7 protein-coding genes and 1 pseudogene are annotated in these 16378 nt (G+C 61.4%); 5 read left to right on the top strand and 3 right to left on the bottom strand.

The features are described 5' to 3' along the window. Together MXB90_RS16615 and MXB90_RS16610 are read left to right on the top strand one after the other, a co-directional pair. Nucleotides 1–760: IS5 family transposase (locus MXB90_RS16615; protein WP_250046543.1), on the top strand; the 760-nt coding region annotated here is incomplete at its 5' end. A gap of 349 nt (nt 761–1109) precedes the next feature. Further along, nucleotides 1110–1451, top strand: a complete 342-nt coding sequence (locus MXB90_RS16610) for a hypothetical protein (RefSeq protein ID WP_250046542.1) — start codon at nt 1110–1112, stop codon at nt 1449–1451. 562 nt (nt 1452–2013) lie between these two features. On the opposite strand, the gene MXB90_RS17765 is transcribed toward MXB90_RS16610, so the two are convergent. Beyond that, entirely contained in the window at nt 2014–2148 is a 135-nt protein-coding gene (locus MXB90_RS17765) for a hypothetical protein (RefSeq protein ID WP_284040871.1), read from the bottom strand. A 496-nt stretch (nt 2149–2644) separates the two neighbouring features. Continuing rightward, the gene (locus MXB90_RS16605; protein ID WP_250046541.1) at nt 2645–3280 is read right to left on the bottom strand and encodes a polyadenylate binding domain-containing protein; all 636 of its coding nucleotides are present in this window, start codon (nt 3278–3280) and stop codon (nt 2645–2647) included. 408 nt (nt 3281–3688) lie between these two features. Here MXB90_RS16605 and MXB90_RS16600 point away from each other — a divergent pair, with 408 nt between their 5' ends. The 3 genes from MXB90_RS16600 to MXB90_RS16590 all read left to right on the top strand — a co-directional run bounded on the left by MXB90_RS16600 (nt 3689) and on the right by MXB90_RS16590 (nt 15788). Then, on the top strand, nt 3689–6016 hold the full coding sequence (locus MXB90_RS16600) for a hypothetical protein (protein WP_250046540.1): 2328 nt from the start codon (nt 3689–3691) through the stop codon (nt 6014–6016). Beyond that, nucleotides 6013–11952 (top strand): DEAD/DEAH box helicase, encoded by a 5940-nt coding sequence (locus MXB90_RS16595; protein WP_250046539.1) that lies wholly within the window; start codon nt 6013–6015, stop codon nt 11950–11952. The genes MXB90_RS16600 and MXB90_RS16595 overlap by 4 nt, the downstream gene beginning before the upstream one ends. A gap of 365 nt (nt 11953–12317) precedes the next feature. Further along, complete coding sequence (locus tag MXB90_RS16590; protein ID WP_250046538.1) at nt 12318–15788, top strand: hypothetical protein; 3471 nt, start codon at nt 12318–12320, stop codon at nt 15786–15788. Between the two features lie 191 nt (nt 15789–15979). Here MXB90_RS16590 and MXB90_RS16585 read toward each other — a convergent pair. Continuing rightward, nucleotides 15980–16297 (bottom strand): annotated as a pseudogene (locus MXB90_RS16585) (integrase core domain-containing protein); the annotation flags it as partial. Nucleotides 16298–16378 lie beyond the last annotated feature (81 nt).

Genomic DNA, 16378 nt, shown 5'->3' with positions numbered 1-16378 from the left:
TCTGTCGGATGATCACTTCTCGGTCGACGGCACGCTGGTGAAGGCCTGGGCCTCGATGAAGAGCTTCCAGCCGAAGGGCTCCGACACGCCACCCGACGATGATGCCGGCAGCCCACCCGGACCCGACGCTACCGCCAAAGATCACCCCGAACCAACCGTTTCCGAGACCGCTCCGATGCCCCGTTCCAGCCGCCAGAACCGCAATGCCGAAGTCGACTTCCGCGGCGAGAAGCGGTCCAATGCCACCCATGCCTCGACTACCGACCTGGATGCACGGCTCTACAAAAAGTCTCCCGGCACCGGCGCCATGCTCTGCTTCATGGGGCATGCGCTGATGGAAAACCGCTTCGGTTTGATCGTGCAGGGCGATCTGACGCAGGCCGACGGTCATGCGGAACGGCGCGCCGCGCTGGACATGATCCATCGCCATTCCCCGGGGTCGACCCGACAGTTGACGCTGGGTGCGGACAAGGGCTTCGACACGGCCGAGTTCGTCGCTGATCTCAGGCAAGCCTGTGTCACCCCGCATGTCGCGCAGAAATCCAGATATTCAGCAATCGACGCCAGAACCACCCGGCACAAGGGATATGCCCTGTCGATCAAGCACCGCAAACGGATCGAAGAGGCTTTCGGCTGGGCCAAGACCGTCGGCGGCATGGCACAGACCGTCTATCGCGGCCTCGAACGGGTGCGCTCCCGCTTCATCTTGACGATGGCCGTCAACAACCTCGCCCGACTACCCCGGCTTCTGTCCGCATGACGATGGCAAACCGCGTCAAACCGGCATGCTTCCTGCGCCAAGGCGCCTGAAGCCAAACCCGGACAGTTGCGCCGAAAGGAAACCGTTCTGCACAGCCGGCTTCTTCAGCGGCCTGTTAGAAACCTGTCGCCAGATGAGGGCCTTTTGGCATCCTCAGCGGCATTTCAGTGACTGGCGCCCGCATCACACGCCCACGATAGTCACAGAACAACCGGACGGGCCACCACAGCACCGCAAGGGCGTGGCTTTCGGGATTTTCGGGCCGAGATAGGTTAAAATCCCCATAGGCTTTCCCGCCAACGCCGTAACCCGGCTCTGGCCCTTGAAAAACAATCAGGGAAATCAAGTCATGCCTGCCCCTGACCCGTTCGGAATCAGCTATGACGAATCCCACGACGGCAGGCCGATTGTGCAGGCCGAAGTCTGGCCGACAAGCGGCTTTCTCGCCCAGGGCAACAGGCGGCACCGGCTGGCCCGCGCCACGGCCGTGCTGTGGAAGCTGACCCGCGACGGCTGGACCTGCCCCGAGTGCGGCGGGCATGTGCCGCTGACTCGGCGCGCCGATGCAGTCTATTGCCGCGAAGCCTGTCGGAAGCGAGCGAAGCGCAAGCGGCAGGCGCTGGGTGTAAACCTTCAACCCTCTAGGAGGCTCTGGCCCTGGAAACACGTCGAGCTTTGCCGACCCTCATAAGATGGACCCTTGGAAGGACCCAAGGGGGGCGGTGCGAAGTCTGGCTGCGCGGCATCGGAACCGGCGTGCATCCTTCACGGCAAACGCAAACACAGATTTTCACGCGCGCGCGAGGCGGGGGGGGGTGAAAGTCCGGGGCGACCTGCCCCGGCAACCGGCGCATTCCCGCACGCAGAGATTAAACCCCCGGCTTTTGATTTTCCGCCCCGTGCCCAGGCGAACGCGCGAATAAAATAGGCTGATCTAGACGGCGGCATGATCCGCTAACGGTTCCGGCTCTGGGCCTGCATGTTCCGGCTTGTTCCGGGGGCATCTAAGCGATTGTGGGGGAATTTCTGGGGGAAGGAAAAATTTGCAGGGCCGATTTATCAAGGGAAATCAAAGCGATGCAGGGAAGGAGTGGCGGAGGGACAGTCCGACAGGCGATTTTTTTAATCATGCGAAATCAACGCGCTACGGGGTGCTTGAGTAGCAAAATGAGCAGCAAAATGAGCACCAAAAAACGCACCACCTTTGGGCGCGTTGAGGGTAGGAGGAATGGTACCAAAAAAACAACCGGGAATCAGCCCCGCATCACCGCCGCCAGATCGTAGAGCAGGCGCCCGAGGGCAGAGAAGGGAATCGCCGCGACCAGTTCGTCGCCCCGGTAGATCGCCAGCCCATCCCGGCTGGCCTGCCAGTGAACGGCGGGGGTCACGGAGCCCTCCGCACGATCTAGCCGATAACCTCAAGCTGCATGTTCGCCCGCGCGCGCCCCGATTCCCAGCCGCCGCAGTGTCGATCAACTGCCCTTCCGTTCGCGGGTCCAGCCCGGTCCAATCCCGAACCGACGCGAGAAAATAAGCCTGTATCTGCACTAGACGGAGGCGCATCACCGTCCTCACAACCGGCCGGAAGGCCAGCCCCAAGCACTCGAAAGAGCGCCCAGAAGGAACCTAATACCTACCTGCTCCCTCGGCGCTCAACATAGCCGATCCGTGTATCGCATGCTTTGAAGCGCCGCCGACGTAACAGGGCGGAAAGCCGTCTGGTTAGGTCGCAACATCGCACCTGCAACAGAACGCTAAAGCGGTCTTTCGATTACAAGGCAGAACAGCGACACCATCGCATCATGTGCCTCGCTGATCACCGCTCACGCCAAAACCCGCGGAGGTTGAATTACGTTCTGAAGAGAGTTTCGATGGCGAACTACTTCAGGAGGCAGTTGATTCAGAGGGCGAAGAATAAGGCGGCAAATCATTTCTTGAAGTTAAGAAGATTCTGCGCAACGATATGATATACGTGAATTTTTTTGAGGATATTTTGTGACCTGCAGAATCTCCGACTTTCTTCTTTATGGGCAACTCAAACGTGCCGAAGCCCCCCCGTTCCTTGGTTTGCTGTCCCTGAGCGACAAATTGCGAAAGGATGCCATTTCGCGGGTGCGCACCTTTCTGAGGGGCAGGGCGCAAGCAATTCCGGAACTGTTCCATGCGCATGGATACTTGGCGGGGTGGGCGGTGACCCATGCGCTTAATGACAGTTACGGCGGCAATGACCTGCGCATCTACGCGCATCTGGAAGATGTGCTTGGCGTGCGGCTTGAAACGCCAGCGGTGAGAGAAGTCCTGCATCGGAGCTTTTTGGCCCTTTGCGACAAGCTGGGTTTGCCCAGTCGAGGTCTGGACCGGATGGTGGACCTTTATCTTCTGCATGCGGGGGTGCCGCGGGCACATGTGCAGCAGCTGATCGAGGCGTTTCAGCGCCAGCATGACCTGTTCGGGGCGCCGCCAGTAGAATCCTCGACCTTGCTGAACCGGTGGGAGGATGATGCGCTGGAATTCCTGCACCCTACGGTCATTACGCCGCGGCGGGCGATCCTTTGGGATGAAACGGCCTGGCATGCCCGGCTATATGCGAGGGTTGCGGCGAACCCGACCGGGTTTGTGGCCCAAAGCCCGTTCGAAAGCTTCTTTGCTGAATGCTTTGCCCGGGCCGGAAACGAGCGCGCGCGGCGAGGTGTAACCGCGGCCCTTCCGCCCCGTCCGCGGCTGGTCTGGGGCACCGATGGGCTGGCCTTGCGGCTGCCCCGCGCAAATGGGCGGATCGCCGTGCAGATGGATGACGAAGCTCGGCCTCGGCGACTGAAAGGGGGCGAGGATTGGGCGCTGGAGCAACCATGGCCCAAGCGGTTGGCTGGGCAGATCGACGGGATGCCCTTTGCGCTGGATTTTCTAGCCGATGACGGCCGCTTTGCGGTGTTCGACCTGACGGTTGGCCAGCTCTTGTGGGAAGGTGCGGCCAATGGCCCTCGCGATCTGATACTGGATACATCCGAGGCACTGGTTGCAGCACGGCGCCCCTTTACGCTGGACAATCTGGAGGCCTTGCCCCTTGGCGACGGCTGTTTCCTGCAGTGCGTAGCGCTGGACCAGAGGCCGAAAGTGCTGCGGATCGGCGAGCAGAGCTTGGCGCTGGCGATCCGGCCGCGCCGCCGTCTGGGACTGATGGGGGCAGAGATCGCCATCGGCCTGCAGGGGCGGCTGTTCGGATCGGACGCAGTGGTCAGGGTCGAAACCGGGTTGCAGACCACCGAAACGCGGCGCCTGCGCCTTTGCGTGGCTGGCGTAGAAACGGTGATTGACGTGGCCGTGACGGAGGGCCATGGCGAATGCGCTTTGGCCGATTGCCTGCCGCCCGGCCTGCCCCCGGGACCGGCGCGACTTCGGCTGGAGCTTCTGGCGCCCGACAGGGAAGCGCGGTCAGCCGGCATCACCTTTGGCGCGTTTGTCTGGCCTGGGTTTGAAGCAGCGCGGGGGCTGGACCTGATCTGCTCCGCAGCGCCAACGAACTTTCTGCCTTCGCATTCCCGGCATGTCACGACTTTTGAACGCGGCTTGCAGCTTGATCCCAAGGGTGACTACGCCCATGCGACGGCCGCCTTCGGGATCGAAGGCGAGGTCGTGTCGTTCCGCTTCGCTTGGCCCGACATCAGTCTGCAGCGCCTCCGGTCCGATGGTGTGGCCAGCCCGGTGCCTCTAGGGGCCCGCATTGGCGTGGGTGCGGAAGATAGGTTCGGCCATGTGTCGATCCGGTGCCCCGATCGCGGGGCGGCCTTGCGGGTTGGGGCGCGGCTCGAAGCCCAGCCCTTTGCGTTGGGGATGACCCGCAACATAGCGATTTCAGAGCTTGTTGGACAGAACGCCGCGGTTGTGTTGCGTCGGTCGAACGGCGCTGAGGTGGTGCTGTTCGAGATCGTGGACGCGCTTCAGCCGACACGGTTTGACCTGCGACCGGTGCGAGTGGGGGTGCAGGCCACCTTTGCCATTGGCACGGCCATCGATGCTGTTGCTGTAGAAGTCGAGGACGAGATGGGAAAGCGCAGCTTTCACGAGATCGCCTTGGGGAGGCGGCCCGTGCGCCAGGCGGCGCCCGAGTGGCTGAGTGCCGAACTTTCCGGCAATGACGCCCGCGAGGTGGCGCTGACCATCGCGCAGCAGCCGGCCAGTCAGGGATTGATGATAGGGCGCGTTTTTGTTCGACCGGATAGCGCGGACTCGGATCATGGATGGCGCCCTTTGCGGAACGGAAGGGGCGATACCTATGCCGTGCCATTGGTCGCATCGCACAGCCTGCCGGATGCGCCGATTGACTTCATCCAGACCCGGTTCGAGACGCTTTGCCGCTGGCTTTCGGATTGCTATGCGGTGGACTGCTGGCTGGACCATGGTCTGGAGCGCAGTCTCTTGCCGCGCTGGCGCAAGCTTGGGGGCGTGATGGCAGGCCTGCCCCTTGCGGCTGGGCTTCTGATGCGGGCGGCACTTCTGCCGGCGCCGGGAGAAACTTCGCCAAGCTGGGTGCCGATGGTGCACCCTTTGGAAATCGACCCGGGGCTGTACTCCGCCCCTCCGGCTGCGTTCGATGCCTTGGCCGATCAGGCCGATGATGGGCTGAGGGCAGGGGCCAGACTGGGTGCCCTGTCGCGCGAACGCTTGCGCGAGGGTCTTTTGCATGCACAGGCGCTGATGGCCTTTGCGAATGCCGCGCAAGCCGAGCGAAACGCCGATACGTTGCTGGCTGGCTTTCAGGCCGAACGCTTCTTCACGCTGTTTGCCCCGCTGGATACGGATGTCGGCGCAGGGTGGTTCTGGCATGGCACACCGATCCTAGGCCCAGCCCATCTGCGGGCGGCACAGCTGCGGATGCTGGAGCGGTTCGAGGCGGCCAATGTGCTGTTCGACCCACAGAACGTGGGCGGTGGCAACAGCCGGCGCGCAGAAGCCTTGTCGACCCTTGTCGTTCACGTGCTGGCTCAATGCCCGCCCGAACGGCGCCCGCCCATGGCAAAGCGGCGGCCCGAAGACGACAGGCCCCCCGGGATCGATCTGGCCGTTGCGGCCACGCTGTCCGAATTTGCCCGTGCCAGCCGGACCGGATTGGCCGGCCAGTTCATCGAGGCGCTCGCCAGGACCCTGAACTGGCGAGAGGCCGACGTGCGGGCATCCATCGGGTTCCTGCTGCGACTGGCGCCCGAGTTGTTCTATTATTTTCTGCTTGTCTGGCAATTGGCCAAGGTACGCCCATGACCCATGAACTCGACCCGCTTCTTTTCAAGGATCGGCTGCGTGAAACGCTTGCCCGCTATACCTCGACCGCGGCGGGGGTTTCGGCAGCTAGGGCGCCGCTCTTGTCACAGCGCGTGGCGGCAACGATCGCAGCGGCCGATCTGGTGAAAGGCCCCTTTGTCGAAAGCCTGCCGGACTTTGAAAAGGGTGCATCGATCCGCCAAATGGTAAAGGATGGGCGGATGCACATGGGCTGGACTGCGCTGGATCGCAGCGACAGTGGGCGTGCCCTGATGGACCGGCCGCTGCATCTGCATCAGGCTGCGGCCATCGGGCTTGAAGAAAACTATCTGGTGGCCACCGGCACGGGGTCGGGCAAGACGGAATCCTTTCTTTTTCCATTGGTGGACGGCCTGCTGCGCGATCCCGATCTAACGCGGCCAGGGGTTCGGGCCATTCTGGTCTATCCGCTAAACGCGCTGGCCAATGACCAGATGCACCGGATCTCGCGACTGCTGTTTTCCGATCTGAAGGATCCCGGGATCACGCTGGGCCGTTACACGGGGCAGGTCCGATCGAATGAGATGCGCAGTGATGTGGAAAACGATTTGGTTCAAAGCCCGTCGTTCCAGGCGAACTTTCCCGATGCCACGCGTGTTCCCGCAAACTGGCTTCTGTCGCGGCAAGAGATGCTGGACAGCCCGCCGCATATTTTGATCACCAACTATGCCATGCTGGAGCACATCCTGCTTCTACCGCGCAACCGCCGGCTTCTGGAAGGTGCCGACCTGAAATGGATCGTGCTGGACGAAGTGCACACCTATACCGGGGCGCAGGCCATCGAGGTGGCCTTCCTGCTGCGCAAGCTGAAAACCAGGCTGGGTTTGGCACCGGGGCGGCTGCGTTGCGTTGGTACATCGGCCAGCCTTGATCCAGCCCGGCGGGATGAACTGGCGCGCTTTGCCGAGAACCTGTTTGGCGAACCTTTTCCCAGCGGGGATGCCGCGGTCATCACCTCGGAGCGGCGACTGCATCCGCGGCTGACCGAAGGCGAAGCGGCGCAGTGGATTGACCCGCAGGTTTGGGTGCAGATCGGAGAGGTGATTGCAGACCTCCGCGCCGCGAACGTCTTTTCCGATGAGAGCGCCGAACATCAGGTGGACGAATGGAACGCCGCCATGGAGGCGGCGGGGATCGAGGCGCTGCGGCTGGAAGGCCCCCACCTGGGCGAGGCGCTGATCCGCGCGCTCTCGGGGCTTGCCGAGGTGCGGCTGGTGGCTAAGGCTTTGATGGGCCGGTCGCTGCCGTTTGACGGGTTGGCGCGGCAGGTCTTCGGCGATGCTCCGGGGCTTGCCCGCCAGGCGCTGACCGCGCTGATTGCTGCCGGTGTTTTGGCCAAGCCGTCGATGACAGGGGCCTTTCCGCTATTGCCGGCGCGCTACCATCTGGCGGCCTCTGGCGTGGAAGGCCTAGCCCTGACGCTTTCGGCAGAAACTCCCGAACACTGGGATGGGCCGCCGGTGGTGAGCCGTGCCGGAACGCACGTTGGGGGAGTTCCGGCCTATCCGCTCCTGGTCTGCCGCAACTGCGGCGAACCCTATGTCGAGGGTTGGGATGATGGCCACGCCCTGCATCCCCGGCCCGATCTGGCGCAGCGGGGCACACGCCGCGTGTTGCGGCTTGTCGGGGCGGGCCAGAGCGCCTTTGAGGATGATGCCGAGGAAGTCGAGGCGGCCGGGGCCGAGGAGGTGGACCTGTTCTGGTTCGATCCGCTGACCGGTGACCTGATCGATGGGCCGGGCGACGGTCTTCTAGGGCTGCAAGAGGCCGAGATGGTGCAGGACTCCGAGGAGCGGCGGAGCTATGTGAAACGCTGCCTCTCCTGCGGGCACAGAGGCGGGCGCCATGCCGAGCCAGTGACGGCGATCAACCCCGGTGACGATGCGCTGGCTGCCGTTGCCGCACAGACGCTGATCGAAGCACTGCCACCGCCGGCCAACCGAGAGTCGGACGCTCCGATGAAGGGGCGCAACTTGCTGGTCTTTGCCGACAACCGGCAGGATGCGGCGTTCTTTGCGCCCTTCTTCGAACGCACGGCGAGGGATCAGGCCCTGCGCGCGGCGATGGTCGATGCGCTGAAGCGGGCCGAGGACGAGAAGCTGGATCTGGAGGGGCTGAAGGAGGGGGTATGGCGGGCCCTGCGGCGCGAGGGTTTCCGTCTTTACGACCGGCGCAACCCCGAGCCCTTGGGCAACACCGTAGTGAAGGACAGGCTTCTTGCGCTGATTGCAGGCGAATTGTGCGACGGCGCGCTGCGGCTTTCGCTGGAAACGCTAGGCCTGATGGAGGTGCAGTATCACGGCGAGGATCAGGTGGTGCGCAGCGTTGCCCAGGCACTTCCCGAAGGCCGACAGCGGCTTGCCGCGCCGCTGGTGCGGTTCCTGCTGGATCAGATCCGCTATTCCCGCGCCATTAACGATCTGGGTGGGGTGATTGACCTGACGGATGAAACCCTTTGGGGCGAGAGCAAGGCCAGCGGTGACATTTCTTGGGCCGAAGTCCGGGTGAAAGCGTCGCGCCGGTTGCACACGCTGATGCCTGCGCCAAGTGCGCAGAACCGGATCAGCTGGCTTCTGGGCCAGAAGCTGGGTTTTTCGCCCGATCAGATCGGCACGGCGATGCGCGCCTTTTGGCAGGCGGCCACGCGGCCTGGCGCGGGCCTTCTGAAACCGGGCGGCCATGGTCATGTGCTGAATCTGGCGGCGCTGCGGATGGTTTCGGCGCCTGCAGGCAGCCTGTATCGCTGCCGCAGTTGCGGGGCGGTAGCGCATGTTGATCTGGAGGGCCAATGCACAGCCTGGCGCTGCACCGGCGAGGTCGAGAAGGTTTCGCGCGAGGCGCGCGCAGTCGCGGAACGTTCGAACCACTATCTTGAGCGCTATCGCGCGCGACCGCAAAGCGCGATCGCCCGCGAACATACCGCCGCCATCGGCGTATCGGAAAGGGCCGAGATCGAGGAGCGCTTCCGGCGGGGTGAGGTGAACCTGCTTAGCTGCACCACCACGATGGAAATGGGGGTCGATCTGGGCGATCTTGAGGCCGTGTTCTGCCGCAACGTTCCGCCGGGTATCGCGAATTACCAGCAGCGTGCGGGCCGTGCCGGTCGACGGGCACAAGTTGCGCCGATTGCCCTGATGTTGGCGCGGGGAAGCCGTTATGACCAGTCAAGTTTCCGCAACCTGCAATCCTATCTTGAAGCGCTGCCGGCGCCCCCTTACCTGACCCTCGAAAACCCCGATTTCTTCCGCCGCCATCAGGTGTCCATGATCCTGTCCGGTTGGCTGGACCATCGCCTTGCCGGGTCCACCAAGACAGGCGCGCCGCAGTTGCGCGACATCCTGGGCGAAAACCTCGACCACGCGCGCGAAGCCGCCCTTCTGGCCGATCTGCGATCCTGGCTGGCGTCGGATGCCGGCAAGACGGCGCTGGCATCGGCCGATGCCCTGGCGGGAACGCTGCCCGGCTCCTTGGCCTCCGTCGCTCTGCGGGGGGCTGATCTGGCGGCGCATTTCCTGCAGAAGGTGGAAGGTTTTGTCGCCGTGATCGCCGGGCGCTGGCGCGGGATACACGAGGGCTATGAACAGGCCATGGCCGCGCATCATGCGGCCACGACTGATGCGGAAGGCAAAAAGGCGCTGAACCGCGCAAACGCCCGGATGCGCGACAAAAAGCTGTATCTGGACCGGTTTGTGGTCGAGGCGATGTCGCGCGCGGCCGTGATCCCGACCTACAGCTTCCCGGTTCATTCCATTCATCTGGAAATCGTCACCGATCAGAAATCGCACGGCGATCAGGGCCGGGCGCTGCAACTGGACAGGGATGCCAGCCTTGCCATCGCGGAATATGCCCCTGGGGCCGAGGTGGTGGCGGGGGGCCGCATCTGGACCAGCGAAGGCATTGCCCGCAAGGCTGCGATCGGCGGCGGCGATGCCTGGACTGAAAAGGGCTACTATCGCATCTGCCCGTCTTGCAACCATGTGCAGATTCACGACGACCGTGAAGGTTTTGACGAAAGCTGCCCGCAATGCGGGGCGGGCCAGCAAGGGCTGAAGGCGCGCTTCATTGAACCCTTCGGATTCCTTACCTCCTACACCGGGCGCATGGGCCGCGACCCCGGTTCATCCCGCCTGCGTGTGCGCCCGGTGGATGAAGCGCGGCTGCTGACCCGCGCTATGGAAGAGGATTTCCGTCCCTCTGACCTGAACGGAGTGATGAGCTTCTTTGCTCCCGCTGTGCCGCGCAGCGGGGAAAAGCCGGGGCAGATGTTCATCGTGAACCGCGGGCCGCAGGGCAAGGGCTACCTGTGTTGCCCGCGCTGCGAATTCGCCATGCCCGCCCCACGCGATCTGGCGCATGGGGCCGAGGTGCAGAAGCGTCACGATAATCCGCGCAGCGGCGAGACCTGTCCGGTTGACAAGCTGGGCTGGCCCGTCGATCTGGCCCACATCTTTGAAACCGATCTGCGGGCAATCCGCTTTTCTACCCCTTTGCCTGATTTCGGTCGAAAGAAGGAAAGCGAAACCCGAGAGGCGCGCGAAGGTTTTGTCCGCACGCTTTCCGAGGCGCTGAGGCTGGCAGCCACTGACCTCCTTGAGACCGACCCGCGGGACATCCGAGCCACGGCCGAGATTCCGACCGGGCATCCTTCGGTCATCCTCTCGGATGCCGTGCCGGGCGGGGCGGGCTATTGCCGCCGTCTGTTGGCCGATGACGAGCCGCGCTTTTCGGCGCGCGCCCTGATCGGCCGGGCCTTGCAGATACTGGAATGCCCGAGTGGCGAAACCTGCGAGACAAGCTGCCCGCATTGCCTAAACGATTTTTCCAACCAGCAGCACTGGGATAAGCTGAACCGCCACCCGGTGCGGGCCTGGCTTTCAGGCGTGCTGGCCAAGACCCAGCCCCGGCCCGCGCAGGCGCCGGCGGATGTGGTGCCGATTGCCAATACGGCGGCCGAAACGCTTGGGCTGCGTCTGCAGGGGGCTAGCCTGATTATTCTTGCGGCGCAGGCTCTTTGGGGTGCGCAGGAGCACGAACAGGCGGCGGCAAGCCTGAGGGCCTTGCGCCGCTGGCTGGACGATGATCGGACGCGGAAGGTTTACTACCTGATCCCGGACACAGCAGATATGGCCGGGGCAGAGGCCACGGGCCTTGACCGGCGTCTGGTGGATGGTTTGGTCGAGTATGAGCGGAACGCGCAGATCGAGGTCCATCTGGCCCGCGCCGATCTGCTGGCCGCGGCACCGCGCCTGACGGTGGTGAATCAAGGCGCGGCAGAGGAGTTCTGGGCCGATGCCGGATCACCCCCGGTGCTGGAGGGCCCCCTGGCGGGCGTGTCGCATTTCGGGCGCAGGGCCGTGCCCGAAAGCTGGATCGGGAGCAACGTTCGTGAGCTGTCGTTGCGCAAGGGCGTGCTGGACGCCTTCAATGCCCGCATCCGCCGCTTTGACTATCGCCCTGGCACGCCGCGCGACTTTGGCCCCGTGTTCGAGGCGATTTCAGGTCGGCAGGTGGATATGCACATCGAAGACCCGTGGTGCCTCGCCCGCCCACCGCAGCGCGAGCGGCTTGAGGCCTTCCTTGCGATTCTGAAGAAGCAAGGCGTGCAGGTGCGCCGTCTGACGCTGGTGTGGGAGCCTGAAAATACTCCTGACCTCCCGCTGCGCGACCAGATCGACGGGGCCAACCGGAAGCTTGGCGGAAAGGGGCTGTTTGCCCAGTTGCGCCCCGACCCTTCGGACCGCAACCGCCGGCGCCATTTCCATGACCGGTTTGTGGAAGCCAACACGGTCGATGCGCTGGCCCCGCTAAAGGCGCGGTTCGACATCACCGCCGGGATCGACAACCTGATGGCGCTGCAGAAGGAATGCGCCGTCTTCCTGACGGTCGAGCGACTTTAGCCGTCCGGCAACTTCAACTGCTTCTCGGCCCCCGGGACTGCCGAGATCGTTCGCGTGGCCTGAGGCTGGAGGGGAAAGGGGCAATCATGCCTCGGGCTGGAACTACGAGAACGATCGTCACCGACGCACAGGGCGGGAAGCGGCCATTCGCAGCAGCCGGGCTTAACGGCCGAGAAGCGCTAAAGCGGGCATTTACTGCGCCATGAGTCGAAGGTTGTGTATTGACCGCGTGAAAGCAGGGGCGCGACGCCACGCGTCTCCCGCCGGTTTACGATCCGACCGGCCGCCGAACGGCGGGGGAGGATGTCCACTTCGGCCTCAGCACCGTTTCGGAGGTAGCCGGATCGAAGCTGCACACGCGCCCGATGATACCTGTCGTGACTTATTCTTTGATAAACCACAAAAAATATGGGATCTCTTCCACAGAGGTCCATAAACGCGCGGAAACTATGCTAGAAAAAATAATTTTCATCAAAAGTCAGGTGCGTTTGCTCGCTGCTGTGATGCGAGGATTTTTTCGGCCCACACTTTCAAAAACTGTGCGAAGCGTCGTTTCAGCGCAGCTTCGCGAAAACAATGAGTTTCACACGCACCGGTTTCCAGTTTTGTTGCGCGCAATTCGGTGGATTATCGGCAACCCTCTCTTAGCCTTAATTGCTCTCTTCTGCGCCTACCTCGTAGTGTTTCTTTCTCGATATTTGGGACTTTCCGAAGGTCTTGATCCGAGAGCGGGCACCAACGAACATGTTCGCGACTATTGGACTGTCAACCTTGCGATATTTTCCGTGCAGGCTGCCTTGATTGGCGTTGTCTTTCCGCTTGTAATCGCGTTTGTGGGGCTGCTAAATCAAGGGCGCGCCTCATTTGCGTCACGTCTTACGGTTTACATCGATTCTTCTGCCGCATTGTTTGTAGGCGTTAGCTCGCTTTTTCTATGTGCGTCAATCGCGTTGCAAATCCCATTCGGAGATGAATTTGTTCATGTTAGTAAAGCTGTGACGGTCCTTAATATATCGTGGTTCGCAGTGAATGTTGCGGCTCTCGGATATTTTCTTCTACGCACAATCGCTTTTCTGCACCCATCTACGCGTGCGCCGATAATGCGATCTTACGTTGCCAATGAAATTTGGCCACGTGAATTGTCCTTGGCCGTCACTGCCAACCAGTGGACCAATGTCTCAGCACTTGGACATCTTCCAGCTGGAGATGAAGCCGATCCGTTCAGTAGCGACGTTCGTGCGCGCGTCTGGTATACAGGTATTTGGAAGGAGGGCGAAGCGAGCGTGACACGCCGCCTACCACGGACAATGAAGCTCATAGATGTGCGCTTCGGAGTCCTGAAACCAGCTGTTGATGCTTGGCTGTCGGAGGTCCGACAAAAAAAGGATGAACGGGTCCAAGACCTTGTGATTCCTCTTGAGCCGGGCAGGAGCTATGCGGGAGATCAAGTTCTCGCTCGCGCAACAGTTCCGTTAAATCCCGTTTCTCGTGCCGCCGTCAAACTCGCGTTTCGGTTTTCGACCCAGCCAACTGAGCAAGGGCGCATAAGCGCGACTAACCAGATCTTTAGTGAGCTGATCGCCGACTTAATCGAGCTAATCGACGAGCGTCGAGCGGGCGAGTTTGCCGAACAGCTTCGCGAGGTGGAGGAGTTTCACATCTTCCTATACCGGCTTGCCCAAAGCAGCGACATCAATTTCAGCTATGCGCAGCTGGACGCCAGAAGCGGGATGTTTAGCCGTTCGCTTACGCAGCAATGGACAGAAGCCTACCGCGACATTACGCGTCGCGTTGTTGAGCGGCTGCCTGAGGAGCCCGAGTTCGTAAGGCCATTGGCCTACATTCCATATAGAATATATGCGCGAGCCTCGGGCGAAGTCGCGTCGGAGGCGCTTCGGCCAATCATTCAGCTGGGCGAGGACCTATCCCATCGCATGGTCGATTGGGCGGTAGAAGAATCTCGTGCCGAGGCCGCCTCAGGCACCGGTGATCGAAGAGCCTTTTCGCTCTCGCGCCAAGGTGAGGCTTACGCGCGCGCTTGGCGAGAGCAGGTTGCCGGGTGGGAGGCCCTACTCAGGGCTATTTCGAGTGCAACGAGGCCGAGTGGCAGCAAAGCCAATAGCTGGCGAGACCTGAAGCTCACGTCTGAGAATGCATGGGTTCATCTGCGTTCGACAACGCAAATGACTGCGAGAGCCGTGTGGCTTGGAGATGTGCTCGCAACGAGTTGGACCAGTGATCTCATGCTGCGCTGGGAAACGCAGTTACACGACGCGTCGATCCGTCGCGGAAGGCATAGGAGAATACAATCCGAGGCTCTCACTCCCGAATCCTTGCAGAGCGATTGGGAAGAAATAGTCGCCTTTAAGTCGACGCCGGGCCGGGACGCCGACATGCCGCCCCTTCTCTTCGAGGAAATTGTCCACAATACTTGGCGGGACCATGCAATGGTCCTTGCCGCGGTATTCATACACTGGTCGATGCACACTCTCACCGGCGACACGGCGAAGCAGGGAGCGCGCATGTTATTGCATGGCGAGCAGTATGATCGTGGTGACAGAGGTCTGCGCGACAATTCTGCTATCACCGGCGTAGACTTCTTGATCTCGGCTCTTAGGATCGTTGGCTCAGGCAGTCAGTTTTCCGAAGGCAGCTATGCAGGGAGAATTGACCGTTTACTGGAAGGCCTCGGTAGATTGGGAGAAATGCCTAAGATATCGATGCGCATTTATACATCCGGTGGTGGCCTGGCTTTCTCAGCACTTCCTCCGGCGCAAGCTATTGCGCTAATGGCCACAACACCTCGTCCACCGTCTGTCAATGGGCCCCTAAGGCGCTTACTTACACAAGGCGAAGATGAGGCTCTCAGACGGAAAAAGGATTATCTTACAACTTTGGCCTCCGCTATAGAGGAACTCGATAGCGGTCGTCACTCGGACTTGGTTGCCGCTTTGGTGGATCCGAAATGCGATGATCTGTCTTTTGGCGCGCGGCAAGATCATGCTCGCCAGTTTGTCGCACAGTCGCTTAGTGTCTTAAATGGATATCGAGACCAAGCAATCTTGGATGCAAAAATCGACAACAGTCGCATTGACGCCTTAGCCTCCGCGGCGGCATCCAAAGCTTTCTCTAAGGATGGGTTTCCACGCCATCTTTTTGACGAAATTATTATGACTAATGATCACTTGGAGGAGTTCTCAATTAACGTGGATGGATTGAATAAGGGAGAGTACACTACTCCCCAGATGGGGCAAGCCCCTCTTAATGAGGAGGAGTGGTGGCGGGAGACGTTGTCGGATCAAGTATCCGAAGTCGTGTGGTCAGATGTCATTCGGAAGTTGCGATCCGTGGACATGAAGAGCCAGGCTGTGGACATAGAGAGCCAGACGCCCCACGAGTTCTGGGAGGCAGTTCGCGATTGCAGTGCCCTGATAAAAGCCGAGGGCTATGACCCACTACTTGTTATGGATGACTCAAGTAGACCGGAGTGGCTCTTCGAATGGCAATGGCCGGATGGCAGCGACATCATAACTAAACCCAGAGACTTGGTCATTACCAATGAGGCTGATCAGGCGAGTTCCTACGAGTTCACTATGAACAGTACGCCGGTTTATCGAGCGAAGATTGAAGATGGTGTGGCTTATCTAATCTCGTCACGGCTTCTGGAGCAACTGCGGTTCCACGACTATGGAGAAGGCCGTCCGGTGGAGTTCCGCTTTGATCCTGATGTCGAAAGGCCTTGGTCAGGAACGATGCGAGTGACATTCGAACGAGAAATCAAACTGGCGACAAACACCGCAAGCTATCGAATCTCTTGGGGCCGAGCGGTTAAGTAATCAGGTTCGGTCTCTATATTCGAGCGCCGCTATCCGAAGTTCCCGCTATGGCGTTTTCCCGTCTGCATACGTCCTGACTGACCTGCTTCCCGTTCTCTGGACCGATCCGGGCTGGGATTTTCCAGTTTAAGATTGGGCCGGCAGATTGAGGATGCAGATGAAGAGATCGAAGTTGCTGTGACCCCCGGCACTCATCCAGCTGAAACCAGAGCCGGCGGGTGACAATTGCCCGCTTGCGCGGAAGGAGCAATGGGCGATCGGCGGAACGCCTCCGTTTCGTGGAGCCGATCGCCCATTGCGGCGAGTTGGGCGGCGTAGGCCGCGGGGGTCTGGTAGCCGAGCGCCGAATGGGGCCGGGCGGCGTTGTAGTCGGTGACCCAGGCGGCGATGATACTGCGGGCGTGGTCGAGGCCGAAGAACAGCGTTTCGTTCAAGAGCTCGTCGCGCATCTTCGAATTGAAGGCCTCGCATATCCCGTTCTGCATCGGCTTTCCCGGTGCAATGAAGTGCTAGGGTAATCCCCCCATTTCTAGCGGGGTGCATCCGTAGAATTCACGCGACCATCTTCAGTTTCTGGGCGGGTGTGATGC

Source organism: Phaeovulum molybdatiresistens, assembly GCF_023544865.1.
Lineage (GTDB): Bacteria > Pseudomonadota > Alphaproteobacteria > Rhodobacterales > Rhodobacteraceae > Pontitalea.
Note: the sequence above shows the minus strand (reverse complement) of the source record. Positions and strands in the feature narration are given on the sequence as shown.

Excerpts from the sequence above, each read along its gene's own strand:
- MXB90_RS16610 (WP_250046542.1), top strand. The coding sequence starts at position 1,110 with ATGCCTGCCCCTGACCCGTTCGGAATCAGCTATGACGAATCCCACGAC.
- MXB90_RS16595 (WP_250046539.1), top strand. The coding sequence starts at position 6,013 with ATGACCCATGAACTCGACCCGCTTCTTTTCAAGGATCGGCTGCGTGAA.
- MXB90_RS16590 (WP_250046538.1), top strand. The coding sequence starts at position 12,318 with ATGATACCTGTCGTGACTTATTCTTTGATAAACCACAAAAAATATGGG.